The 24,159-nt window shown below is 56.8% G+C and carries 27 protein-coding genes; all 27 read right to left on the reverse strand.

Annotation, left to right across the window (positions count from 1 at the left end):
* Nucleotides 1-987 carry a peptidoglycan-binding domain-containing protein gene (locus BN1724_RS02600; RefSeq protein ID WP_058234109.1) on the reverse strand — a complete coding sequence of 329 codons (987 nt, stop codon included), beginning with the start codon at nucleotides 985-987 and terminating at the stop codon, nucleotides 1-3.
* On the reverse strand, nucleotides 984-1,259 hold the full coding sequence (locus BN1724_RS02605) for a hypothetical protein (RefSeq protein ID WP_058234110.1): 276 nt from the start codon (nucleotides 1,257-1,259) through the stop codon (nucleotides 984-986). Before BN1724_RS02605 ends, BN1724_RS02600 begins: the two co-directional genes overlap by 4 nt.
* Before the next feature lie 12 nt (nucleotides 1,260-1,271).
* The gene (locus tag BN1724_RS02610; protein WP_058234111.1) at nucleotides 1,272-2,414 is read right to left on the reverse strand and encodes a pyocin knob domain-containing protein; all 1,143 of its coding nucleotides are present in this window, start codon (nucleotides 2,412-2,414) and stop codon (nucleotides 1,272-1,274) included.
* Nucleotides 2,411-3,355: a hypothetical protein gene (locus BN1724_RS02615; RefSeq protein ID WP_058234112.1), complete on the reverse strand. Its 945-nt coding sequence runs from the start codon at nucleotides 3,353-3,355 to the stop codon at nucleotides 2,411-2,413. The genes BN1724_RS02610 and BN1724_RS02615 overlap by 4 nt, the downstream gene beginning before the upstream one ends.
* Nucleotides 3,355-4,443 carry a Gp37-like protein gene (locus BN1724_RS02620; RefSeq protein WP_058234113.1) on the reverse strand — a complete coding sequence of 363 codons (1,089 nt, stop codon included), beginning with the start codon at nucleotides 4,441-4,443 and terminating at the stop codon, nucleotides 3,355-3,357. Before BN1724_RS02620 ends, BN1724_RS02615 begins: the two co-directional genes overlap by 1 nt.
* Complete coding sequence (locus BN1724_RS02625) at nucleotides 4,444-5,289, reverse strand: phage distal tail protein (protein ID WP_172797068.1); 846 nt, start codon at nucleotides 5,287-5,289, stop codon at nucleotides 4,444-4,446.
* Nucleotides 5,290-5,324: 35 nt separating this feature from the next.
* The gene (locus BN1724_RS02630; protein ID WP_058234115.1) at nucleotides 5,325-9,260 is read right to left on the reverse strand and encodes a phage tail tape measure protein; all 3,936 of its coding nucleotides are present in this window, start codon (nucleotides 9,258-9,260) and stop codon (nucleotides 5,325-5,327) included.
* A gap of 50 nt (nucleotides 9,261-9,310) precedes the next feature.
* On the reverse strand, nucleotides 9,311-9,583 hold the full coding sequence (locus tag BN1724_RS02635) for a hypothetical protein (RefSeq protein ID WP_058234116.1): 273 nt from the start codon (nucleotides 9,581-9,583) through the stop codon (nucleotides 9,311-9,313).
* 128 nt (nucleotides 9,584-9,711) lie between these two features.
* Nucleotides 9,712-10,053, reverse strand: a complete 342-nt coding sequence (locus BN1724_RS02640) for a hypothetical protein (RefSeq protein ID WP_058234117.1) — start codon at nucleotides 10,051-10,053, stop codon at nucleotides 9,712-9,714.
* A 32-nt stretch (nucleotides 10,054-10,085) separates the two neighbouring features.
* Nucleotides 10,086-10,703, reverse strand: coding sequence for a phage tail tube protein (locus BN1724_RS02645; protein ID WP_058234118.1), 618 nt, complete (start codon nucleotides 10,701-10,703; stop codon nucleotides 10,086-10,088).
* A 65-nt stretch (nucleotides 10,704-10,768) separates the two neighbouring features.
* Nucleotides 10,769-11,146: a hypothetical protein gene (locus tag BN1724_RS02650; protein ID WP_058234119.1), complete on the reverse strand. Its 378-nt coding sequence runs from the start codon at nucleotides 11,144-11,146 to the stop codon at nucleotides 10,769-10,771.
* The gene (locus BN1724_RS02655; RefSeq protein WP_058234120.1) at nucleotides 11,143-11,394 is read right to left on the reverse strand and encodes a hypothetical protein; all 252 of its coding nucleotides are present in this window, start codon (nucleotides 11,392-11,394) and stop codon (nucleotides 11,143-11,145) included. The genes BN1724_RS02650 and BN1724_RS02655 overlap by 4 nt, the downstream gene beginning before the upstream one ends.
* Nucleotides 11,391-11,714 (reverse strand): hypothetical protein, encoded by a 324-nt coding sequence (locus tag BN1724_RS02660; protein ID WP_058234121.1) that lies wholly within the window; start codon nucleotides 11,712-11,714, stop codon nucleotides 11,391-11,393. Before BN1724_RS02660 ends, BN1724_RS02655 begins: the two co-directional genes overlap by 4 nt.
* The gene (locus tag BN1724_RS02665; RefSeq protein WP_058234122.1) at nucleotides 11,714-12,202 is read right to left on the reverse strand and encodes a hypothetical protein; all 489 of its coding nucleotides are present in this window, start codon (nucleotides 12,200-12,202) and stop codon (nucleotides 11,714-11,716) included. Before BN1724_RS02665 ends, BN1724_RS02660 begins: the two co-directional genes overlap by 1 nt.
* A 15-nt stretch (nucleotides 12,203-12,217) precedes the next feature.
* Complete coding sequence (locus BN1724_RS12810) at nucleotides 12,218-12,385, reverse strand: hypothetical protein (protein ID WP_157085719.1); 168 nt, start codon at nucleotides 12,383-12,385, stop codon at nucleotides 12,218-12,220.
* A complete protein-coding gene (locus tag BN1724_RS02670) occupies nucleotides 12,382-13,677 on the reverse strand; it encodes a phage major capsid protein (protein WP_058234123.1) in 1,296 nt (431 codons plus the stop codon). Before BN1724_RS02670 ends, BN1724_RS12810 begins: the two co-directional genes overlap by 4 nt.
* 5 nt (nucleotides 13,678-13,682) lie before the next feature.
* Nucleotides 13,683-14,516, reverse strand: coding sequence for an HK97 family phage prohead protease (locus BN1724_RS02675; protein WP_084252692.1), 834 nt, complete (start codon nucleotides 14,514-14,516; stop codon nucleotides 13,683-13,685).
* Nucleotides 14,517-14,575: 59 nt separating this feature from the next.
* Complete coding sequence (locus BN1724_RS02680) at nucleotides 14,576-15,853, reverse strand: phage portal protein (RefSeq protein WP_157085720.1); 1,278 nt, start codon at nucleotides 15,851-15,853, stop codon at nucleotides 14,576-14,578.
* On the reverse strand, nucleotides 15,844-17,529 hold the full coding sequence (locus BN1724_RS02685) for a hypothetical protein (protein ID WP_058234126.1): 1,686 nt from the start codon (nucleotides 17,527-17,529) through the stop codon (nucleotides 15,844-15,846). The genes BN1724_RS02680 and BN1724_RS02685 overlap by 10 nt, the downstream gene beginning before the upstream one ends.
* Nucleotides 17,529-17,882, reverse strand: coding sequence for a terminase small subunit (locus tag BN1724_RS02690; RefSeq protein WP_058234127.1), 354 nt, complete (start codon nucleotides 17,880-17,882; stop codon nucleotides 17,529-17,531). The genes BN1724_RS02685 and BN1724_RS02690 overlap by 1 nt, the downstream gene beginning before the upstream one ends.
* Nucleotides 17,883-18,016: 134 nt before the next feature.
* Nucleotides 18,017-18,322 carry an HNH endonuclease gene (locus BN1724_RS02695; RefSeq protein ID WP_084252693.1) on the reverse strand — a complete coding sequence of 102 codons (306 nt, stop codon included), beginning with the start codon at nucleotides 18,320-18,322 and terminating at the stop codon, nucleotides 18,017-18,019.
* Nucleotides 18,323-18,568: 246 nt separating this feature from the next.
* Nucleotides 18,569-19,249 carry a helix-turn-helix domain-containing protein gene (locus tag BN1724_RS02700; protein ID WP_058234128.1) on the reverse strand — a complete coding sequence of 227 codons (681 nt, stop codon included), beginning with the start codon at nucleotides 19,247-19,249 and terminating at the stop codon, nucleotides 18,569-18,571.
* Between the two features lie 127 nt (nucleotides 19,250-19,376).
* On the reverse strand, nucleotides 19,377-20,663 hold the full coding sequence (locus BN1724_RS02705) for an AAA family ATPase (RefSeq protein WP_058234129.1): 1,287 nt from the start codon (nucleotides 20,661-20,663) through the stop codon (nucleotides 19,377-19,379).
* Nucleotides 20,656-21,654 (reverse strand): hypothetical protein, encoded by a 999-nt coding sequence (locus BN1724_RS02710; protein ID WP_058234130.1) that lies wholly within the window; start codon nucleotides 21,652-21,654, stop codon nucleotides 20,656-20,658. The genes BN1724_RS02705 and BN1724_RS02710 overlap by 8 nt, the downstream gene beginning before the upstream one ends.
* A 70-nt stretch (nucleotides 21,655-21,724) precedes the next feature.
* Nucleotides 21,725-22,183, reverse strand: a complete 459-nt coding sequence (locus BN1724_RS02715; protein WP_058234131.1) for a hypothetical protein — start codon at nucleotides 22,181-22,183, stop codon at nucleotides 21,725-21,727.
* Nucleotides 22,184-23,320: 1,137 nt separating this feature from the next.
* Nucleotides 23,321-23,593 carry a hypothetical protein gene (locus BN1724_RS02725; protein ID WP_058234133.1) on the reverse strand — a complete coding sequence of 91 codons (273 nt, stop codon included), beginning with the start codon at nucleotides 23,591-23,593 and terminating at the stop codon, nucleotides 23,321-23,323.
* Nucleotides 23,594-23,616: 23 nt separating this feature from the next.
* Nucleotides 23,617-24,159: a single-stranded DNA-binding protein gene (locus BN1724_RS02730; protein ID WP_058234134.1), complete on the reverse strand. Its 543-nt coding sequence runs from the start codon at nucleotides 24,157-24,159 to the stop codon at nucleotides 23,617-23,619.

Below are 24,159 nucleotides of genomic sequence, written 5' to 3' on the forward strand. Positions count from 1 at the left end.
TCACTCCGTCGCTACCTGAACGGTCAGATGATTTGCCACCTCTTCGGCGCTCACCTTGGCCGCGCCTTCGCGTGCGCCACGCTCTGCGGCCTCCTCAATGGCCTTCATGTCAATGCTCTGACCGTTGATGAGCTGGCTAATAGCCTCACTTAGGCCTGCGATCTGTCCCCGCAAAGGGAGTAATTGCTGACGCACAATCCGGTCCGTCATCGACCCGAGCGTGGTCTCGGGGTACTCTGCGCCACCCTCATAGCGGCGGGCAATCATCGGGCCGCGCCACACCTTATTAGGCAGCTCGTCAAGCTTTCTGTTTATCTCATCAATTGCGCTCATAGCATCCTCCAAATATTTGCGTGTGTCAGGTCCGGGGATGCCGTCGGCAGCAATCCCCATATCGTGTTGAAAAGCGGTGGTCGCGGCGCGGGTGGCGGGGCCGATCACCCCATCGACGGCGAGATTTCCGTACCCAAGTTCGTTCAGTGCGCTCTGAGTCTTGGGTACATCCAGCACCCCGCCGCTAGAGCCATTAGTAGATGCGCCGGCGTAGATAGGGCGTACGGCGCCGTACAGGGTGGATGCGCGCCGGTACCGGTCGTGATAGACCCCGTCACCGTTGGCGCTGCCGTTATCGTTGGTGTTTCCGCCGATGCGTTCGATCCGTCCATCGGAGCCCACCCCGGATAGGGCAAGCTCAATATGGTTCATGCCCTTACCAACGATCAGTAAATCGCCGCGTCGGACGTTGCTTGCCCCCTGGTAAAAACGTCCGTGCCGCTTGCCCCAGGTTACCGCGTCGGGTACGTAGCGGGAGTAGGGGAAGTTGGCCTCAGGGATGCCGACCTTGCGGGCTCCCCAGGATAGGAAGTCATAACACCAGTAATCAGCGGGAAACCCCAACTCACGGGAATACTTATTGGCGTTTCCCCGGCCTTCGCGGTAACCGGTTTCGCGGACCAGGGTGGCTATATAGTCCTCAAGTTGACTCATACGGGGTTGTCCTTATCTCGTAGAGAGACATCGGCGGTCTCGGGGTTGCGGGCAGTGTTAATCACGCCGGCGGCTTCCATTTCGGTGGGCGCAATAGCGTCCTTGACGGTTTCAAGCAGGGCGTCCGGGTGGGCCCCTGCTGCTACGGCCTCGCGCACCAGTCCGGCAATCTGCTCGGGTAGTTCGTTAGCTCGTGCGCGGCGCTCTTGCTCGGTCAGCACCTCAATGCGTAAAGCATCTAGCTGTTCATCGTCGTAGTTTGTGAAGTCCATACAGTTCTCCTTTTAGGCAGGGGTGCCAGGCATGCTGGTGGGCCAGGGGTCGCGGGTGGTGAACCAACTCGTGCCGCGCACATTGGTTTTAGCTGTGATCGACCACGCCGTCACGCCGTTCGTCCAGGCATCAAAACGGGCCTCAGTGGTGGGGCCGAGAGTGTCGATTTCACCGGCGGCCTGTTCGAGTCGGAACCCGTTGGGAAGACTCCAACGCAGACCGCTTAAGGCGTCGGTTTGTTCGCCATGCAGGCTGATCCCGACCATGACACCGACCCGTCTGATCTTGATGGTCGGTTTCCATTGAGTCGAGGCTGTCCTTGCGATGCTGGAGATATCGCGCCACCCGGTATCAGGCAGTGTGGCCGATAGCCCGTCAATGCGTTGCCACGGTGACCACAGTTCGGTTGTTGCCGACTTATAGAACGCGCGTTGATACACCTCGCGATAAGTCCCGTAGGTTTCGTAGGTTTGCCAGATGAAGTTGCCGTTAGGTGCCGAGGTGGCCGTGAGTAGGCCGGCCAGGTTGCGCGGATACCCCATCTCGGGGGTTGCGTACTGGGATGCCACCTGCACCCATGTCCCGCTCCGCACAGAGTCAAGGTGTTGAGCAAGCTCGAGAACACGTACAGAGTGTTCACCCTGGAGAGTTTTCAGACTGTTCTCCAGTGCAGCGATGCGGGCAGCTTGAGCGTCAATCACTTCCGAGACGGCGGGCGTCCACGGCGTCGAATCGCTCAGCTTTTCGACCTGGAATAGGTCAATATGTTTATTTGCCGGCAACTTGAAGCTGATATCGGGAATGCTGAGGCGTTTGCCTTCGCTGTTGCTTCTTTGGAGGGCGATATTAAATTTCGCAGTCCACCACCAGGTGCCGCCGATATCCGTAGAGACCAGTCTGGTCGGCGTGTTCGAGCCGTCCGGGGCAATCATGTGGCCCGCGCGCACATCGCACAGGACCGGACAGAGGAATCTAAAACCTTTCGCGCTGGGGATACGCGAGTGCGAAGGATGTAGCTCGATAGTGCCGGTAATATTTTTCGATTGATCGGGATAAAAATCCTCGTCCCCGCCATCTCCGAGGATAACGGCAAAGTTTGCGCCGACCGTTCCGAACGTGATGCCCTCAGAAGTGGCCCAGGCTGGTGTGCTCATTCCTCACCCCGCGTTGTCCACATTGCGCTAAATGCCCACGCGTCACCGACGCGCGTCACGGTCGATCCAGAGGTCAGGCGGCACGAAATCTGCCCGGATCCAAGATGCAACTTATATAAGCCTGGATTTCCTGCCAGGGCAGCAAATCCATGTAATTCAAGATCGGTGCTCGGGTCACATAACTCGTCCGGGATGAGCTTGCCGTGCACCATAAAGTCAGAGCCTTGAGTGAAAGCTTCGGCGGTGCGGCGCAACCACACCTGCATCTGACATAGCCTGCGCCCGTCATCGGTGTGCGAGACGATGATCCCGCCGGAAAACATGTCAGGAGACCACCCATTCATAGCGTGCGGCGCAACTCGCCACGGCGCATTAGCAGGCTTCCACCCACCATCAGTGGCCCTCCACACCGTGGAGGTGGAAAAGTCAGTAACGAGTGTCCCGCGCAGCACACTGGTGGCAGGTGGAAGATTGCTCTTATTCTCCACCGTGAGGGTGGGCGAGATGTAAGCGCGTCGCGATACCCGAGAAGCATCAGTGAGCAGCTGGTTCGGAAGGCGGCGCACCTCCCATAGCGGTAGATATACCTTGCCTGACCCGCCGGGGATTGCGGTCGTGGCCGTGACGGCTACCGGGCCAGATGCTCGGGCGTGCTGAGTTGGATCATATGTTAATCCGATATAGTAGGTTGTTGCTTTCGTGACGGCGGGCAGGGCGAAGCTGTAGACGGCATCTAGGCGATGCTGAAAGCCGTACACAATGGCTTTTGCCATGCCGTTAGCGCCGACGGTGAGGCGTCCCTGATTTGAGGTGTTGTCGACCGTGAGGTTGTAGGGGTCGCCACCCTCAGACAGGATGCCGTTGCCAAGTCCAAGCGTAACCTGCCCCCACTGCTGGTCAGTCAGCGGCTTTTCCAGGACTGGGAAGCTTGTTTGCGCCATTAGATCACCTCTAATTCTGTGGTGCGGGCTTTGAGTGATTTCACTTCGCTCACCCACGCTGGTTGCTTGTTATCCGCCTGGTCGTGATCACCAACCGATATTTCTGCGTTTCGTCCAGTGGGGGTCCAAGTCAGATGAACCTCACGGACCGGTTTGGCAAGGGTGCTGTTGCCAAGGTGGACGCTGACGATGTCGCCGAGCTGGTAGTCAACCCCGTACGTCAGTCCGGGCACTTCGGCGAGAGAAAAGTTTGCGGTTGCCGATTCTGCGCCGTCGTCCAATTGCTTTTCCCCAGATTTATCTAAGTCCTCAGCTTTATCCGTGTCGCGTTGGTCTTTAAAGGTTTCGATACGGCCCCAGGTTGAGGTGCGGATGTATTCCTTGAGGGTGCGTGATGCCCCTTCGCCCTGTCCGCCCACGACTACAGCTGTGGTTGTCGGTGCGCTCAGGCTCCAGGATGCATTTTTGAGCCCGCCTTTTTTCCCGCCAAATCGAACCTGTCGCGAGAGGTCTTTTGGAGTCCGTACAACAAACTCGATACGGTCGCCAACCCAGGTAGCATCAAAGGTGACGCCGCCTTCTCGCGCGAGGTGACGGCATTCATCCAGCAGGTTTTTAAGCCGGGTCCGTACGGTCACAACATTGCCCTGCGCTTTAGATGGGGGCAGCGTCAAGAACTGGGTACGACGATCTTCGCGCGCACTTGGTCCAGCGTTGAGGTCAACAAGACTGCGGATAGCTGTTTCTGCGCGGCCTGTCGCCCGGTAATAGTCGGTTCTCTGGGCATCTGGGGCGCGCAGCGGGTCGGGCAGTGTGACACGGTGGGCAAGGCATGCCAATTCAGATACGCCGGTCCATGTCACTTTTACGAAATTCTGTGTCACGTCAGTGCTAATAGAGCGAATCGGCCCCGAGGTGACGCCAGGAATAAGTAGACGCCATCCGGGACCGACTGCGGCGGTGCGCTCTGTCAAAACGGCAGATATTTGATAGGTGCCAAGCCCGGCGTCACGCAGCACCGCGTCACCCGATAGTGCTTCAACCTGTCCGCGTCGAATGCCTTGAGGGTCGATCAGCCAGGGCTTCACTTACATCCCTCCCAGATAGCGTTCACGGTATGTCAATCGCACCAGGGATTCCGGCCCAGCGTCGGTCAGGGTGACAGTTAGGCGGTTTAGGCCCGGCGAGAGGGGAAAGATGGTGGAGTTCACGTCAACATCAGCCCAGCGATCTGGGGTAATGTCATCAGTGCGGCCATCAAAACGCACCACCTGGCCAGCTGGAAATGCGCCCTTGACGGTGAGGTGGTCGCTACCGTTAGAGATCACCAGGTCGCGTCCAGGGCCGATCACCTCCCAGACGGGGTTGATCGGGCCATCGCCGTCGATGGTGACATCAAAGCGACCCAACACGGTTGAGGCCGCCAAAAGGACCGGGAAGAACGGCGAGGTTGTGGAGATAAACGGTTTGCGACTTGGGGTAACTGAGAATGTTTGCAGTCGCTCCGGCCCTTGCCACCACGGATCGGGACAGCGAAACGTGAGCCCGAGTGTCTGCCAGTTGCCGTGAAAGTTTTGCCCGAAATCCCCTTCAAGACCAGAGTCTAGATACCCACTAATGTAGCGTTGACGGTCTGTGGCCGGGTCGTAAATATGAATATCAACGGGCCCAAGATGTGGGGCTAAAAGCGCATAGAGTTCGCCTCGCCACCCGGTAAGGCCACCTTCGCCGTCGAATTGGGCGAAGATCGGAATAAACAGTTTACGTTCGGTGTAACGCTGACCGACCACAACTGATCCGTGATCGGCCAGGCGTTCAACGGTCTCTAAATGAGAGGGAGCAAGGCCCAGACCAGTAGACCCGTAGATATGTAGCACGGGATCCTCTGGGCCCCTCCCCAAGGTGAGGGTCTGTCCGGCACGAGAAAATGACACGATTGGATAATCTTTGCGCGCCACACTTAACCCCTTTATACCACTAGCAGCGCCTCACGTTTGCGACGCTGATCCTCAATTTCTTTAGCCACGTCCTGCGCTGAGTGGCCGTAAATATCGCCAGTGTTCACCACAAGACCGGCCTGGGTGCTTGCGGGTCGGTCCGCAATACGCATCAGCGCTTCAGACTCAGCAGGCGGAAGGATCGTCTCAGGACGGTTAGTCAAATTTGTCACGAGATGAGTACCGGGCCCTAAGCGACCTCCCTGGTCATACAACTTTGGAATGATGCCGCCACGAGCAAAACCAACGTGCACGTGGTTGTAGTGCGTACGGACTGTGGCCGGATTATTGGGAACCCCCATACGTCCCGAGGAGTTCCATTGCCGCGCACCCGCCGGAGAGTACAGCAACTCAGTCGGCTTCAGCGGCCACATGGCGTTAAAGAACTTCATCATGAGGGCGGGCGGTCCCGCGTAGTCGCGTGCACGGTTTTGCGCATGCAACGACCGATATCCCGACAAGGTGCGCGCACCAGGTCGATACCCAGATGTCACCGCTAGACCCATGGATGTTGCCAGGCGTGTGGAGTAGTCCAGGGATCGCGTGCCACCGGGTGGCGGCGTAGCCAAGGCGGCCACGCTACCTATGGCGGCACGTGCGAGATTATCCCCGATGAGGGAGGCAATCTTCATGGGGATCGCCTTTGCGATCTCCAAGATCATGCCAGCGCCGGGAATGCTGCCAATCAAAGACGAGGCAACTTTCTTGAGCGCCGCACCCGGATCGGCGATAGCGTCAGAAACAAAGTCCCACACGCCCTTAGCGGCATCCCACACGTCGCCGCCAATATCTTTCACCTTGTCCACAATGCCGCCGAGCGAGAACCCGGTTTGGAATCGGGTAAGCGACTGGCCGGACATGGCGGCCCGATTGACCGCATATAGACGCGCACGCTCGTACGGGTCGCGCATGGCTTCAGAGACGTAGACACCTTCACCGCGACGCATGGGGACAAGCTGATCATCGCCATTGCGCCAGGACGAAGTACCGGGCAGGATACCGCCCCGAGCAAAACCGACCGTAAATTGTTTGGGGTCGATTTCCTTAACGCCAAACGTGCTTGCGATTTTATTGAAGTTCTTCACGATCCCATCGCGCACGATGGTCTCAATCACGAACTTAATCGGTACTTTTGCGGCGTCTTTGATGGCCTCCCAGGCCTTAGAGACAGCATCCTTGGTTGTGTTAAACCCTGATTTGATGCCGTTCAAAACTTTATCAAAGATCGGTTTAACGGTATCGCGGAACCAGGTGACAACCGGCGAAATGATGGTGTTTTGAATGACCGACCAAACAACCGATAGCCGCTCTTTTAGGATGGTGAACGCGGTGCCAACGAGGGTTGCGACCAGTTGCAGCCTAGGCCAAACATTGGCCATAAACCAGTCCACGACAGCGCCGACGAGAACCATGATCCCGTTCCAGACTGGCAGAAAAATATTCTGATACAGCCAGGTTGCGGTAGCGCCGATAGCCGCAAAAGCGAGCTGTAACGCAGGCCAAGCGGTCCCGGTAAACCAGTCAGCCACCACGGCTACCGCGGCCTGGATACCTTTCCAGGCGGGAGTGAATACATTGATCCACAGCCACATTGCCGCCACAGCAATGGCGTCCCATGCCGACTTCAGTGCAGGCCACGCGGTGCTCGCAAACCAATCAACGACCGCACCGATGGCCGCCTTAATCCCGTTCCAGACGGGCAAGATGACATTTTGGTACAGCCAGATCATGACCGGGGCGACGATTTCGCGAAATGCCGCCACCCAGATATCTATAATGGTCATGATGACCGCGATAACCAGGACAATCGCGCTCTTAATGCCCTGCCAAACGGGAATATAGACGTTTTTCCACAGCCACATAGCGGCTGTTGCCATGGCGTCCCAGACGGCCTTAAGTGCAGGCCAAGCGGTATCAACAAGCCAACCCACGACCGCAGCAACGGCGATCTTGATGCCGTCCCACACTGGGGCGAGTATGGTGCGCCACAGCCACATGGCGGCGGCGGCAATACCGTCCCACGCCGTTTTCAAAGCGGGCCAGGCGGTATTAGTAAACCAGTCCACCGTTGCGGCAATGGCGACCTTGATGCCTTGCCACATGGCAGCGAAAATCTTTTTACCGATTTCCGTTTTGGTGAAAAACCAGGTCAGCGCAGAGATGAGCAGACCAATAAGGACAATTATTTTTCCAACAACAGGTAGCGACGTGATACCGAGCTTAATAGCGCTAAAAACACCTGTAATAGATGTCGCGAAGGAGGCTAAGGAAGTAGTTAATGCGACAAATGCTGGAGATGCGACATAGGCAGATGTTCCAACGATCCCAATCGATGCAGCAAGCGGGGTGAGCCACTGCCAGTTATCGGCGGTGAAGCGGGCAAGCTTAACGAACCCGTCGATCATCTTCCCGAAAATCGGGAGGAACTTATCAATCATGGGGGTTCCCTTTTCAGAGAACCAGGAGAACATCTTGGACAGCACGGGCATGAGGCGTTCACCCAGCGCTACCTTGAAGTCCTCCATCTTGGCCTTCATGACCTGCTGCTTGTGGGCGTAGGTGTCGGCCTCGCGAGCGAAGTTGCCCAGAGAGTCGGCAGCCTGCTCATTGAGTAGCGCCATGGTGATAAGCTGTTTTTGGTGGGGGGTAAACGCCCCGCCAGTCTTCTTAATGCCCATCTCTAGGCCCTTGGCCTTTAAAGTGGCGTCATTGAGCGAAATGCCATATCGCTCAATAGGGTCCATTTCGCCGCGCAGCGCTGAGGCGATCGCGTCAATGGCGTCCTTGGTGCTTCCCCCGAACTGTGAAGATAGGTCGGCGCCCAGCGTGATAAGCCAGTTCGTTTTATTAGCGAGCTCACTCATGGGCGTGCCCGCATTTTTCAGCGAAGCCCCCAACACGGTCGCGAGCTCGTTGTACTGGTTTTTCGACAGGCCAACCGTCGTAGAGGCAGCGTTTGACCACTGCATCATCTGGGCAGAGGACTGCTTGAAAACGTTGTTGACGGCCCCGATGGACTGTTCGAGGTCACCGGCAGCATCGGCCCACCCTTTAAAGGTGTTGACACTTGCCACGGCCCCTACGGCGGCTAGCGCTGTGACCGACAGAGACTTCAGACCTCGGCTAAGAGTGGATCCGAACCCTAGCCCGGCCCGTGTTCCAGCAGTTTCAAACTCGCGAGCCACCCGGCGCGCCGATTGCCCAGCCTGAGTCTCTACTTTGGCAAACGGGCTCCGAAAGGCCCCCGAAAAAGCGGCCTTCATCCGCGCGCCAAGGCTGGAGAATGCCCCGCCCGCCCGCTCAGTGGACGCAGCCGCGCGGTTGGCAGCTTCGCGGGCCTGGTTGAGCTGAGAGTTAGCCTGACGCTGCTCTATGGCATAGCGCGAGACGGTCTCGGCGGCGGTGCGCGAGACGTCGGTGTACTTGTTTTTCGCCTTGGTGAGGCGATCTTCAGCCGCAAGGTCAGCAGCGGTTGGCTTGACGGCATCGCGAGCAGCGGCCAGGCGTTTTTCTGCCGCCGCCACCGCGTCTGGTGATCCCGCTTTACGTGCGGCAGCGAGTTCTTTCTCGGCAGCCTTAACGTCTGCATCTCGCGCGATAGAGGTTTTGCGAACCTCTAAAACGCGCCTTTCGGCGATTTCGATCTGCCGAGCGGCATCGGCGCGCTGGCGTGCCGCGCGTTTGGCAGATTCTTTAACGCGCTCGTCTGCCTTTTCGGCGTTGGCGGCCAGCTTGTCAAAGTCTGGGCCTTTTTCTTGGCTAAACGCCTTGCCCATGGAGCGGCCCATAGATCGGCCCGCAGCGGCGGCGATACGGTCCCCGCTAGAAAAGGCACGCCCAATCTCGCGGGCGATCTGTGAGCTCTCAACGGTTAGAGTGACATAGGCGGTTGATAATTCGTAGGCCATGACACCCCCTATTTAGTTATGTTCTGTTAAATGGTGTGCGGCTAATCTTCTCAATCATCGGTTTCAAAGTCGCCGTTTAGCCAGTCGTCTAGTTCAGAAATTGGGATTGGGTCCGAACCAACCTTATTTGATTCTTCAGTAATCTCCCACGGGCGGGCGAGATGCACGAAGTCTTTAGATGTGGCTTTAGACTGATTCCCGCGTTGCACATTGGCGTTAATCGTCGCTTCGGCAATGTGCATGAGGAGGTCTCGTTGCGGATCGCCCCATTCCCAGTTTTTCAGGGTCTTCCTGTAGGGAGAGTCCCAGGGAAGGTTTCCCATGGCCGGAACGATGTCTTGCCATGCCTGCAGGCGGCGGCGGGGGTTTGGATGTTCGGTCTCCCGCCACCGAAGCCCTGCATAGATGAGCGACGCTTCTACTTCGGAAGGGTGCTCATCGTGCGCCTTGATTACTGCGAGGATTTTCCCAAATCTACCTGAGATGCGTCAGTCCACAGCGTGGCAAACTTTTCCATTTCGCTAATCGACAGGTCGGATACTGCGTCAATCATAGCCTTATCGACATTTGCGGCCTTCAAAAGATCAATAAGTACCGGGAGGTCGCCGTTGATGAGCTTAGATAGCTCAACTGCTGACAACGATGCCTGATTTGGGATAGCAAAAACAGCATCTCCGTACACCTCGGGATAGGTGAAGTATACGAGCGGGTACCTTTTAGGGGTTACGCGCTTAAAGTCGCACCGCTCCGGGGACTTGTTCTGCTGCTTTTTCTTCTTTTTCTTATTCGACACGAGACATAGTCCTTAATTAGAGGGGTGGGCGATCAGGAGGCGGGGGCCGGGTTCGGCGTGGGGGTCGGGGTCGGCTTAGGGTCAGCCTTACGCTTGACGGCGCGGCCAGACATAGCCTTATTCTTAGCCCCGTTACTATTCGGGAACGTTTCAATAGTGACTTCATAGGCGATGATGTCGGAGTGAACGTAATTAACATCGCCCGCTAAAGATACGCGACCGTTATAAATGCATTCACGAACCTTATAGTCGCCGTCCTTCATATCTAACCCAAATGCACGATTAACGGAAACATTACTTCGTACTTCAACAGTGATATCGTCAAACTCGTTGTTCGAGACGATGACGTTTTCTTCACCGAACAACAGTTTCAGGGTGTCAGCATTGCGGGACTCTAAGAAGGTAAGCTTATACGTGAGCGAGTGTTCTTTGGTGACAACTTTTACAACGTCCCCACCCCACGCCTTGATCTTCTCGTCAGATTTGTCGATGGTGCGGGTGACGCCATCCTCGCCGACATATCCACCTTTCTTGAAGGCGGCATCCCATGGGTCGCGCACGTTATCAGGGAAAGGGGTTCCGACAGGGGCGTGAACTAGGCCCCCCGTCGCGGTGACGGGGCCGCCGGTGAGAATATTGTTAATGGACATAGTTACTCCTTAGGAAGGGCATAAAAAAACACCCATTAATGGGTGTTCATGAACGGAAACCCTGATTAGGGTGTAGGGACTTCTTGCCCTCTAAACCTGAGGGTGTGGGTCAGTTGAAAAATAGGGATGCGCAGGTCAGGGTCAGGCGTATATCGCGGGCGGCTCATCACATTGAGCCAGCGACCCTCTTGAGCACCCCATTCCCGCAGTAATGCGTCTACGGTGCGGGCGGCAAGGGAAGCGGCATCGGCGTCTTCATGTGAGCACTCCACGGTGATGCGCACATCGTCGAAGACCTGCTCATATAGTGTCCCGCCGCTATCGACCACGCTGATATAGAGTCCGCGAAAGTCGTCCGGCCTAGGGTCTTGGGAGTACTGCGCGTCAAGGTGCTGAGACAGGTAGGAGATGACGATGGCTACCGGGTCGGGGAAGATGATCACCGTCCGGCCTCCAAGGAGCGCAAAAGCCGGTTGTGTTTGCGGTTATCGCGCATCGCGGGTCCCGTTGCCATCACAGAGACAGCGCCGCGTGGCACTTCGAGCACCAGGTCAGTGACGATATAGCCGTGTACTTTGCCGTCTTGGGATGCCTCTTTCTGAATCCGCTCAGCGCGCTCCATGAGGTCTTTTTTGATACGCGGGTCGTTGCGTAGCTGCTCAAACCCTTCGCGGTGAAAAATGATCTTCATTCGCTCACCCTTCGCGCGAGAACTTCAGTGCGAAATGGCCGGACGGTGAACATGTTGACTAACGGTTCGCCGGGCTCTTCGACTGCGCATTCATGGCCGCGCACAATGAGCTTGTCGCGCGCTGAGATGGTGGTCCCGGGCGGGAAGTACAGCCTGTAGTCGTAGCGCACGTTGAGCGTTATGCCATCGCGTGGTTCTGATGTGTCAGGGATGTCGACACCAACGCCGGTCACAGCAACCTGCGGCCCCCAGGTGTCGATCAGTTGGCCGCGAGCGTTCTTCGTTGTTCCGGCGTGACGGATGATGGTGACGGTCTCCATTAACACCCCCAGGTCAGGCGATACGGTTCCAGTGCGTAGCGCTCAGCTTCAAGCAGGCAGCCGCCGCCAGAGCCGCGCGGCCCCCAGGTCACCGATTGCGTACCGGCGCGCTGTGAGACCACGCTTCCGGTGCGGTCGGCGCGGATGCGTTCAGTAACGGCCTGGGCGATACCAACCAATGCCCCGACGTCGGAAAATCCGTGCGTGATGGTGAGGGAGATTGATCGGTAGCGCTTCGGCCATAAACCATTGCGCCTGCGCACAATGCCAGCCTCTGACCATTCGTATGCGGACAGGTCGAGCGGCTCGTCGAGAACCTTCAGGTCTTTAAGGTCGATGACTCGACGGGACGGGAGTAATAGGGTGTCTGTTCCCGTCCCGTCGAGTATTAGTGTTTCCGTTGTGATGGGGGCGATATGCCAGCCACAAAAATCCCGAATGGCCTGAACGGCTTGATCTTCGGGAGACGCGTTGGTGTCGGTGAACATTTCGCCCCCTTCCTGTTACTTCTTGGCCGGTCGGCCCCTCTTATTGCGGGGTTTGTAGGCGCTTGCTTCGTCAGCCTCTAGAGATTCGGTGTCCTCGGCGCTGAGGCCAAGGGTCTTCGCATCCTCGTCAGAGAGCTGAACGGTTAGCTCAGCGCCTCGGTGGCGGATGCGGTAGACCCTCACGCGCCACCACCGCTAGCGGGCGGCGTCGGCGTCGAGGCGGGGGTCGGAGTGGTGCCAGCTAGCGATACCTTCACGAAGGCGGCCGGGTAACGCACCGCTAGAAGCTCACGCATTTCTGCCAGGATGGTGAAGCGGTTGAAGGTGAAGTCCTCGCCGTCAATATTGGAGGCCTCAACCCGGATGCCACCCTTGCGGTAAACCGTGGCGGCCTGCTTACCCGCGCCCACGAGCACGGTGCCCGGATTCACTGCGGTCGTGACGATGGGGGTCTTAGCCCAGATCGGCGGCTCCATGGCGACCCCGCCTTGGCCGTACTGCCCCATGAAGGGGCCTCCGCCAAGGTACTGGCCGTTAGCATCCTTAGATAGGCGCAGAGTCTCATAATCAAGCGGGTTCATGACCACGCCGTCAGGCATCAGGCCGGTCCCCACCTTGACCTTAGTGAGGGCGCGGTAAATAGCATCCAGGTTGTCCGCCTTGCCGGCAGATTTCTCCGTCTGAATGCCGGACCGGTTAAAGATGCCGGTGATGGTATCGCCCTTGCCGGTGCCGTTGAGAAGCTGATCTTCCTCATACATCATCAACTGGTAGAGCAGGCGGGTATTGATCTCCGAGACGATGTACGGGATATCTTCTGCCATCTCGTCGCTCAGCTTGATCCATCCGGCGATCTTGTGCAGCGACTCTGTCACTTCGTCATAGCCGGGGAAGTTCAGGCCAGGCTTGCGAGTGTTCTCAGCAACGTAGTTGAAGTTTCCGCCGGTCTTGGGATCGAACGGCTTTTCTACGAAGTACTTCAGCATGGAGGACGTGATGGATGCCGAGCCGAGCCAGGAGGCGATAGTGGGTCGCTCAACGTACTGGTGAACGATGTTCGTATCAACCTGCGGCTGCTCGATCCCTGCGCCGGTGGTCGTTGTCGTATGAGCATCACCGGCAGCCTTGGATAAAGGAAATTCGGGGGCGTCTGCGGTTGCACCCTTGCGACGTCCCTTGATCCGCATCAGCGCTGGGGATAGATGCTTGATGGAGTGCTCACCCAGAGACCGGGCATTTCCCTCTTTAGCCGCCTTCTCTTCGGCCACAGACTGCGGCGCATCCAGCGAGGCAAGAAGGTCAGAGGCAGACTTCGCAAGCCGAATCTTCTCGTTCAACTCCTCAATCTCCGCACCCTTAGCATTGATTTCTTTAGCCTCTTCGGGCGTAAGGTCACGGTTTTCGTTCGCAGCCTTTCCGGCAATGTCGCGCGCCTGCTTTAAAATCAAGTCGCGCTGTTCGGTATATGTAGGCATAGGGGTTAGACCTCTTTCATGTAAATGGATGTGACGGCGGCGAGGGCGATGAGGGGGTTGCCGCCTGTTTTCCCCCCGTCACAAGGCGTCGTGATGGGCGGGGATTCGGTGGCCGGTTCGGCGGGTGTTTCTACGTCTTTGGCTTTTTTGCCGTCACCGTTGTTGTCATCGTCCTCGTCGTCGATATCCGGCTTAGGGTCTGAATCGAGAGAGGTCAGAACGCTTTCAATAAGCTTGATTGCTTCGCGTAGTTGAGACTCGTTCGACGAAGACAATGCACGTCCGGCTTTTGCTAGCGCGTGTCGTTCTTTGACGCCCAAGATTTCGGTTTCCTGATTGGCTCCGACTTGCACGACAGAGACTTCATATAGGTCAAGCCTGCGTAGCTCTAGGTAGTCGTCATGCTCTTTACTCTCCACCCATGCGTAATCAACAACGTCGAACGCGAACGACATTTGATTCACAAGTCCGGCCTTCATAAGCCGGTGGACTTGTATCGCCTTGGGGTTATCTAGGTCTAGCTTCACTTTGACGAACAGGCCGTGTTCATCTTCGCGGGCTTCGAGGGTTGCGCCAATGCACATGTCCGGGTCAGACATCTGGTGTGACCAGTAGCAAGGGATGCCAGAGCCGCCGGGACCGTACTTGGTGAGCGTCTGCTCGAAAGCGCCCTTAACGATCATGTCGCCGTAGGAATCAATGTTGTCGAAGACGGCGGCATAGCCTGTAAATTGACCATTTTCCAGGTTGTCAGACGACGGGTTGATTAGGATGTCTAACTGCTTTTTGTGCACAAAAAAGCCCCTTTCATGAAGTTCATTAATTGACGTGCCGCACATGAAGGGGCGGCTAAAATGATGGCGGCATTACATGATTGTTAATGCCGCGGTGGCATGTATTAACTACCTGGTGGTCTTCCGTCGCCGCCGTCTTGCGGGGATGCTTGTCCACCCACCGTGACATTGAGCGGAGTCACAAGTTCATCGCCGCCAGGAACGGGAGGAAGCTCGAAGCGGGCACGACCTTCATTTGTTGACATCCACGACTTGCCGATAGCGGTCGAGAGGAATGATGCTTGTTCTTCAAACGAGCCGCGCAGCATAGATTCAACATTGAGCTTGATGTATTGATTGTCTGGGGCGTCAAGAAGTGGAAGAACGAACGTCGATACTCGATCTTCAATAGATCTGATATCAGGGCCAAGTGAGGTGCGATACAGCGCCCGGTTGAACTCCTGCATGTTCGAGTAATTTGTGTTATCGAGCGCGCCCACCATGGCGGGGTTGACTTGATAGACCTGCGCCACGGTCTCCAGGGAGAGCTTGACGGATTCGGCCCATTGTTCATCTGCGGACGAAAATGATAGGCGCTTAAGTTCGGTGCCGTCTTCAAGGAGTGGGATACCGTCTGCGCGGGGTCCTTTATCGCCAACAAAGGCTTCAAGCATGTCGTAAAAGCGGCGGCGGGCGGTGTTGTCCCAGGTGGGGGCATTGACGGGCCGGGATGCATATGCGCCCACACGCCCGTTGCGTTTCCATAGTTGGAGGCGGTGCTTGCGGCTTGAATATTGCTCTTCCAGCACCATGCGCAGCGTTTCTACCGGGGATGAGGTGCTCAGCGAGGGTGTGGGGGTCCATCCGCGAAACTCCACGACGCTACCCTCAGGAAGGTCGATATATCGGTCACTTCCCGGCGGCTGAAGTCGGAAGGTGCGCTCGGAGAAGTGACTATCGGCCATTGGAGTCACCCATGGCGGTGGGAACGGGTGAATGACATAGCCGCTATCTGCGGGCGCAATAAACCAGTAGGCCGTGTCATACAGGCTCTTGGTAGCCACCAGGTCATATAGCAGCTCATACCCAGTCATATATGGGTTGGGTTTGCGCAAAATGGTAGCGACGGGGTTATCGCGCACCCGGCGGCGCTCCTCGCCATTGGCCTCAAACAGCTGCATTCCAAGTTGAGCGATGTTGCGGGCGCGAAAGTCGATGACAGTACGCAGGTGCGGCTGGGTGGCCCACAGATCCTCTACAGACATATTCGACGGGTCGGACGTGGGTAGGTCGTGGGCAAAGATGTCGACCTCGCGACCCATGAAAGTGGTGCGCGCTCGGATCGTGCGGCCAGCACGTAAAACCGATTGCATGAGGTTGCCAAAAAAGGACACTAGGCCCACCACCTCCACTCCTTGTCATCATCCGTACTGTCGGCGGCGTCGCTATTGGCCGTATCCTTGGCGACTGTTTCGCTATCCACCGCAGGGGCGTTATCTGCTTTCGGCTCCTCTTCCCACCACGCGCCATACCCGTCGGCATATGCGGATTGCTTAGGCTCTAGGTCCAGGTTTGCCAGACCCCACCGCGCCAACGTGACAGCACACAAGGGGGCGGCATCCACGGAGGAGTTTTGCCGATCCAATAGCGCCACCTCGCCGAGCTTGCGGCGCTGTGTGTGCTTCATGGCGCTCAGGAGCGCAGGCTGTGGACGGAAGGACACCTCGCCGGCAGCCATCGCGTCATCAAGCTGGGATAGAGAGTTAGTCAGTTCCGTGCCCTCGCAGGTGCGGATGTCAAAGCCTTCTTTTTCAAGCCACGTAATCAGTGAGGAGGCGGGAGCGCCGCGACCTTGGACCACGATGGGTCCAGGGTCTTTCAAGGTGCCGAGGTATTCGGCAATCCAGTGCGTGCCAATCCTCTTAGTAATGACCTCAACATGGATTTTTTTGTCTTCGCGATATCCGGCGACGGCCACCCAGGAGGCTGTGCGGTCTTTGGAGACGTCCACGGCGTACACCAGGGGCGAGTCATCGGCAATGCGAGAGGTGGGATCGGTGCACTTTTCGACCTGCTCGGTGGGGAATGTAGGCTCTGCACTCACGGTCACCCATTGACACATCACCTCGGTGCGGAACTTGTGCTCTGGCATACCGTCGTTGGCGGTCTTGCCGATTCGTGAAGCCTGAGAGAGTAAGTCATCAGAGGTCACGAAGGTTCGGCCATTGCAGGTACGGTTCATGGCCGGATTAGCTTGGGCTAGAGCGCGAAGGTCTCGAACGTCTGCGCCTTCAGGTGCGGACCATTCGAGAATGCAGATGGTTTTATCGCCATCCCAACCGTCTGCGGTGCCATGCTCATCAATCCAGGCGCGCAGGGAGTTTGCTTCGCGAATGGCGTCGTTTCGTAGGCCGCGCAACACGGTGGACTTTGCCTCACCGGCGTTAGAAACAGCGATAACCTGCGACGAATAGATTGAGTTTGTCGTGTTTTGAACGGCTGACCAGGCGTCATAGTTTCGTTGCTGGCGCAGCTCATCGAAAAAGACGTCAGTAATGGACTGAGAGCGCCCGGCATCGTCGGTAGCGGCGGCAGTGGACCATTTAGAGCCATTATCGAGCCGGACAAACTTGTTGCCGTTGGTGTTACATACCTGCTGGATACGGCCTCGGGTGGCATCGCAGGCACGCAGGGTGCGAATAGCGCGATCAAGGATATCCTCGGCAGGAGTGAGCTTATGGGCAAGCCCGAGAATCTCCGGTGGCGGCGGTTTCTCACCCGGTGCTTGCCACATGAGCATCCGCCATAAAGCACGGGCTGTAGTCCCATAGGTTTTACCGTTTTGACGAGCCATGAGCTTGAGGACATACCGGAAACGCAGCCTAGGAAACTCATCCGCCGTGGTACTACCCGGCATGAGCTCAAGGGACCTAATCAGGTCTTCTTCTTGATGAGGCAGCAGCTCTAAGCCAAGGATGTCTTTCCACATGGCGATAGCTTCAAATCCAAGGCTCGTCTCCGGTGTGAGGGGTCGCAGCTCGGGCGTATAGATTCTGGGCATGCGTGAGCCAAGAATCATTACGCCTCCTTTGACGACCTCTTCTCTGCTTTGAGCCGGCGTTTGCGCAGCTCTTCAAACGGGTCGGCCTGTTTTTCTCCATCGCCACGCACCGCGCCACGTGCGGCAGGAGTCAGGCCGAGAGAGACGAGGGTCTTGTGCAGGTTCGGGCCGGAAATTGCCATTGCCTTCTTGATGGCTTCGTCGTCATCAGAGGCAACAGCGCTATCGAGGTAGCCAGCGTAGTAACGTGCGAGCTCAATCGCAGCACCATCGGTGGTATCATTGAGCCAATACGCGCTTTCAAGGGCTTCGTCCACAACTTCTCGCAGTGGCCGTAAGTTACCGACTTTGGCGCTAAAAATTTGGGTCATAATCAGCCTTCCTTATGCCCTTCTCACGCGCGCGCGTGCCCGTCCTCGGGGGGAGAGGAAGCTGCCCCCTGAAAAATCGGGCGTTTCGGACATAATAGTGATTTTAACGCCCCTATTCCTACCTCAATGTCCGTTTAATTCCCTGAAAAATCAGCCCATTCACGCGACGTTTCACCCACCTCATTGACAAACATTCTGTTTCCTCTGGACACATTGCACCTTTTGTGCGATGCCCGGAAGTTACCGGGATCTAACGTGAGCTCGGGATGCGTGGACCGTGGATAGTAGTGGTCAAGCTCGAACGCTTCGGGGTCACGCGCACCTAGCCGGTAGTCAATGCCTTGGCCGCACATCCAGCACGGCGCGTCCTCAGCCTTGCATCGGGCGAAGAACTCTGCGCGCAGCTTTCGATAGCGCCGACTTCCAAGATCAGATGACATCCCATACTCCTTACGTCTTCGTTATGTATGGAATGTGCAATACCGGGCCGCCTGGATGGTCGGCACAGACGGCCCGGCATGTGGCAGTGGGTGCGCCTAGACATCCCGCAAGAAAGGAAGCCAAAGAACCGGAATGCCTAGGCGGCGTATGGCTCACCTGGCAGCGTTGTCTCTCGCGCTAAGTGAGGGCATAAAAAAACCCCGACCAATCCGGGTCGAGGTACAAAAAATTCAATCAATCACAGATTAGTGGGCACCCTTCTCACCTGCAAGTCCTATAGGTAACATTTTGATAACAGAACAGGAGATGGTGGGTGGCGCACCTTCCGCCTGTAGCTCACCGCGCTCAATCATCCGTCCAATCGTGCGGCGAGACACCCCTAACAGTTTCGATGTCTGGGCGATGGTCAAGCGCTTACTATCGGCATCTTGTGCATGCTCAGCCACCTTCGACTCATGCCCCGCCCTGCATCGCACGATCCACCCGTCATCAGGGTAGACCCACTGTTGCGCACCACATCCGCACGGAGTGGGAACAAGCGTGCGGCGCGGGAGTGTGCCAAGCATCCCCTCAGCCATATGGGCATGATCCCTGAGCTCTAGCACCATGTCCTCAGTCCACGCCTGGACAGCTATCCAGGTGGCGTGACGGCGCAGGTATAGCCCGAGCTCTTCGGTGTCATCGCGCGGGAGCGTGCTCCCATACTCCTCCTCAACGATCCTGGCCCATCCCTGCAGGCAGTAGTGGATCATCTCTGCCTGATCGAACAGGTTTAAATCAATCGGCGCACTAGATTCGTACGTCGTGCCATTCACCCTTTCTCCGATCATTTTGCGCTTACTGCGGGCGGCATCCCGCAAGGTCAGCGCGCATTCTTCGGCCCGTACGATCACCTTGATGATGTGCTGTGCATCGATTTCGGACATGGGTCCTCCCAAACGTCTAGGGCTGGATGTGTGGTCTCAGCCCCGCAGATTCCGCTTCTGCGCGTGGTGACGCTGGTGTGGGGTTACTTCTTATGCCTTCAGGGCTGCTGGAGCGCCCTGTAAGCGCCTAATAGTGGTCTGGGTATGGTTCTGTCGGCTCGGGCGGGCTCGAGGGGCTGTAGCGGTAGTTTTCTGGCGTCCATGGGTAGTAATTGCCCGCATAGAGCGAGTCGGGAAATGCCCGCTCGTCCCGATCCCCGCGCCACCTCTTAAGGTCAACCTTCCGATAGTGTTTGTTCGCCTCATAGGGCGGATAAGACGGGTCAAGCTGGAGCCCGATCCCAAACTCAGGCCAGCCCAAAAGCGCAGACGAACCGCGCGGCCTTAGCTCGCGAATCCCGCCGCTAGATTGCGCGTGCCCGGCGTGGGCTTCCATGACAAGCGCGGCCCCTTTTGATCGCAGTGAATCAAGTGCTGCAAGCAAGGGAGCCGCGTCGTCGTCAGACTGGATTGCCCTCGGCGTGAGGCGGTACAGCGGGCCGATAAACAGCACATCCGGATTATGCTCATCCATCAAGTCATGCAGGGCCGATAGATCACGCTCGGACGTGATGTTCAGTCGGGGAACGCATGCTAGCGGAACCAGCTTGCCAACATCCATCCCCTGCTCTTGGGACGTGTTGGCAACCAGCGTACGAGTTGCCCGCCGCCACTGTTTTTCCGAGTTCTCGGCATCGACGACCAGTATCCGAACAGGCTGAATGCGCTCGAAAGTAAACGGGTTGATGCCCGCCGCTGAGCATACAGCCATCTGGCGCACCAGTGTCGATTTACCTGCACCTTCGCCACCTGTCAGCACAAGCCGATCACGGCGTTCAAGAATGCCTGGTATCACCCAATCGTAGGCGTCAGTCTCTTGAAGGATGTCCGAGAGCATGCGCGCCTGAAGGGCCCGAGAGTGTGGGGACCCGATATTTTCCAGGTCAGATTTAGCGATAGCGATAGCGTCGGCCAGATCGGCTTCTAGGGCGTTTTGTTGAGCCCTGACGGCCATCTGAACCAAACGTCGACGCTTAGCTCCTTCCGCGACCTGTTCGGCCCAGAACCCCACTGACCCGCCAATGGGTGCCGCGTTCGTCAGGTCGAACAGCTCTGCCGAGTTGAACCCCTTAACTTCCCGCCGCACGACGGCTTCCATTGACACGACATCAGTCGGTTCGCCGTTTTTCCATCGGGTATGCAGCAGGTCCCAGATATTACCTAATCGCGTGGCGAGAAAATCATCGGCGCAAATATGCTCACTTGCCCAGCGAATTGCTGAACTGTCAAACAAGCATGCGCCAATAATTGCCTTCTCAGCATCAATCGTGTCGGCCGATCCAAGATTAGCGTTAAGAAACTCCGGGCTATCCACGAAGTTCCCATTCTTCTAATTGCCTACCCGAGGAAGAATGCGCTGCTAGCTTCGGGCCGAAGTTGCCGCGTTCAAACTCTTTGCGCATCCAGACTCGCCACGCCTGAATCCAATCAGACTTTTTAGCGTTCTTTGTCTCTGCGCTCTTCCAGTAGTCACAAAATGCTCCGGTGTGCCACTGGATGTTCAGGCCAGGAACTGTTCGTGAGGCCCACTCTAGCATGGATTCGTTGATCGCAAAATCCTCAGGGATGCGCGTCGCCTCACGCGCACGTGTACGGGTACGCGCGCGCCCGCGCGCACCCTCTCTCTTATTATTACTACTAGTTATGTAGAGAGGCGCTTTTTCTTCCGCGTCGACTTCCACCCCTCTTTCCACCCCTCTTTCCGCGCGGAATTGGGGGTGGAATTGGGGGTGGAATGCTTCAGCCTCATCGAACAAGGAGCTCTGCTCATCCCCACATCGGGGGCTCTGGTCGGCCTTCGGACTCCGCTCCGCGGGGGCATCAGCTTCATCATTTTTACTGGTCACAGCTTTTTTTCTCGCCCGATCCTTGGCGCGTTTGCGCTCGATCTGTTCGCCACTCTCGTTCCATTTGAGCCATCCGCAGATGCGATAGCCGTCGCCGTCGCGAACGATCAGGCGCGCCTTTTCGAGACGTTCGGCTCTGCTCATCGGGTCGCTTCCGCTGACCTTCCACCCCTCTTTCCACCCCTCTTTCCGCGCGGAATTGGGGGTGGAATTGGGGGTGGAATTGGGGGTGGAATTGGGGGTGGAACTCGCGCCTGGTGCCGCGCGCTTAGCCGCGACGCCTAGTCGAGAGGTTAGCTCCGAGTCCGATATCCACCCATCCCGCCCCGGGTAACGTTTCGCATAGGCCAGCATGCGGATGTACATCAGTTCGGCTTCTTCGTCTAAGCCGATCATCTTTTCGTCATCCATATAAAAGGCATGCAGCGGAACGCAGTCCATGTTTTTTCGGATAGCCATAGATTCCCCTCGTAAATAGATTCAAAATGAAATGTAAGTAGGCAGAAATAAAGGGTAAACCGCCTCCCCGCTATAACGGAAAAACGGGCCGACAATAGTCGTCCAGGATGACATTGGCCCTTAAGTGTTTATCTGGGATCATGGTATCTACGCCCTCGTGCCATAGCCATGGACCGTTCACGTAGTTGTAGTTATCCTCGTCGAGTATTTTCATGGTGACTAGCTCATCAATGCACCCTTTAAAGGTGTCAGACAAGTTCACCGGGTCGTATATTCTGCGCGTGCGTTTCGTAATCCCTACCCAGATGGTCGCGCGACTGCACGACTGTAGGTGACGCGCTGCAACCCTCGTGAGCGCGCGCATAGCGTCTTTCACCTTGGTGCGCTTCCACGTCTGTGCGGCGCGGTTGCTTGTAATGGTGAGGTCTAGCGGAATGGTTAGGGTGAAGGTCTGGGGCGTGAATGGATAGTCGGCATCACGCGGGGTCCATGACGGGTCCGTGTAGTCCCATGTATCGGGACCGTGCATGAAACCTCCTCCATGGGTCTAGATAGGGTCGGGAAGCTGTTTGGTGGGCATGGATAAGCCCCTGCCGCTGGTGGGGTGCAGCAGGGGCTTACGGGTGGGGTTCGCGCGAGACGAAGCGGCTAGGCATCACTCTTGTCACCCTGAGGCGATTCCGGGACGGCGTTTTCTATTCAGTCAGCACTCATGGCCTACCTTTCTCGTACCTGTCTAACTCTATTTGCCAAACATCTTGAAGATGGCTATCCCACATAGAAATGAACTTATTCCAGCGAATCCCGTCAACCTCGAGCCATATCGACTCGCCACAGGCACACTTAAACTCAGCCTCGACAAGATCAGGATAATCTCGATCCCAATGCTCCCTGACGCCATCGGTAAGCCGATGCCCACAGCAAGATGTATCCACAAGCCCTTGCGTCCTGAGGGTATGGGAATACGGCACCTCAGATAGATCGATCACGACAGAATCAAGGCTATCGGAGCAGGCCGAAACCTGCCGACTATTACTAAAGTCGCAGTTCAGGTGATCCAGCTTGGCGGACGCTATCCGAATGAATCCCTTATTGAGTGTGTAAGCGTTTAGGTCTGTCGGCGATGCTTTGGCGATGCGGAGGAGGCGCTTAGCGTTATCCCATGCCAGCGTGACGTATGCGGGATCATTCAGCATCCTCAGTACAGTGCGATTGAGGTAGATGTGGACGCGAGAACCGCGCTTGTGGCTTGGGAATTGAGTGATCGTCACGACGGGAGACGGGGCTTGGTTGGGTCGATCCGACCTGCTAATCGCTTGAAAGACCATGATTTTATCCTTTCTTGGGCATAAAAAAGCCCGGATCATTCCGGGCTGTTGAGGTGGGGTTGGTTGACGTTAAGGTCTAATGGACTTCTTGCCAATATGGTTCTTGTTGGCCACGCTCCCATAGTCTGAGACGACGGGTTCCTCGCCATTCCTGAATTTCTACAAAATCCATCCGATAGCGGTAGTCCGCTTTTTTCAATAACACCTTCATGGCTTCCTTGGCCTCATCTAGTCAACCAAAGACGCCTAAAATTTCATCAGTCTCACCCTCGTACGAAGCTGATGCTACAGCTACATAGGCCACAAATTCATTCTTCACTTCTTTTCCTTTCGTAGCTTTACCGGCCGCTTTCTTTTACTTCACTCCATTTCTTTGTGTACGGCGAATAATCCCACGTCTTGTGAAGCTGAGGACCCTGCCATTCCTGAATTTCTAGGTGCCTATTGCCGTATTCTGTGTAGTAAGGCGCAATGCGGTGGCATTTGCGGCGGACAGCTCGAGCGGCATACTTTGCCGCCCTTAACGAGCCGTATACACCTAGAATCTCGTCGCTTTCTTCATAATCCTGGACAGGGTCGAGGACCACAAATACGCTAGGGAATGCGTTCATGATATTTCCTTTCATAGGGTCCTTTAAAACGGCAGCTCGTTCGTCCCGCTAGCCCACGGGTTCACCTGTTGCGGTACCGCCTGCGCCTGGGGTGCGGGCATAGGTGCAGGTGTTGGGGTGTAGGCCTGCTGCTGAGCCGTCCAGTTTTGTGCGGGGGCTGCTTGCTGAGCCCCGAACGGTGCCAAGCCGCCCTGCTGTCCGCGCTGGACCTTGACCGGCTTAGCTGTGGCGTAACGCAGTGACGGGCCAATCTCATCCACGTCGAGGCTGATAATGGTGCGCTTATTGCCTTCGTGATCGTCGTAGGACCGCTGCTTCAGTCGACCCTGGACGATTACGCGCATGCCTTTTTCTAGGGACTCGGCCATGTTCTCAGCCGCTCCATGCCAGAGCGTGCACCGCATGAATAGCGCTTCGCCGTCCTCCCATTGGCCGGTCTGACGATTGAAGGTGCGCGGGGTGGATGCGACCGTGAACAGGGCGTACGGGGTGCCAGTTTGGGTGAACTTCAGGTCGGGGTTGGCGGTCAGGTTGCCGACCACAGTGATAATGGTGTCTCCGGCCAT

The sequence above is a fragment of the Devriesea agamarum genome, assembly GCF_900070355.1.
In the GTDB taxonomy this organism is placed as follows: domain Bacteria; phylum Actinomycetota; class Actinomycetes; order Actinomycetales; family Dermabacteraceae; genus Devriesea; species Devriesea agamarum.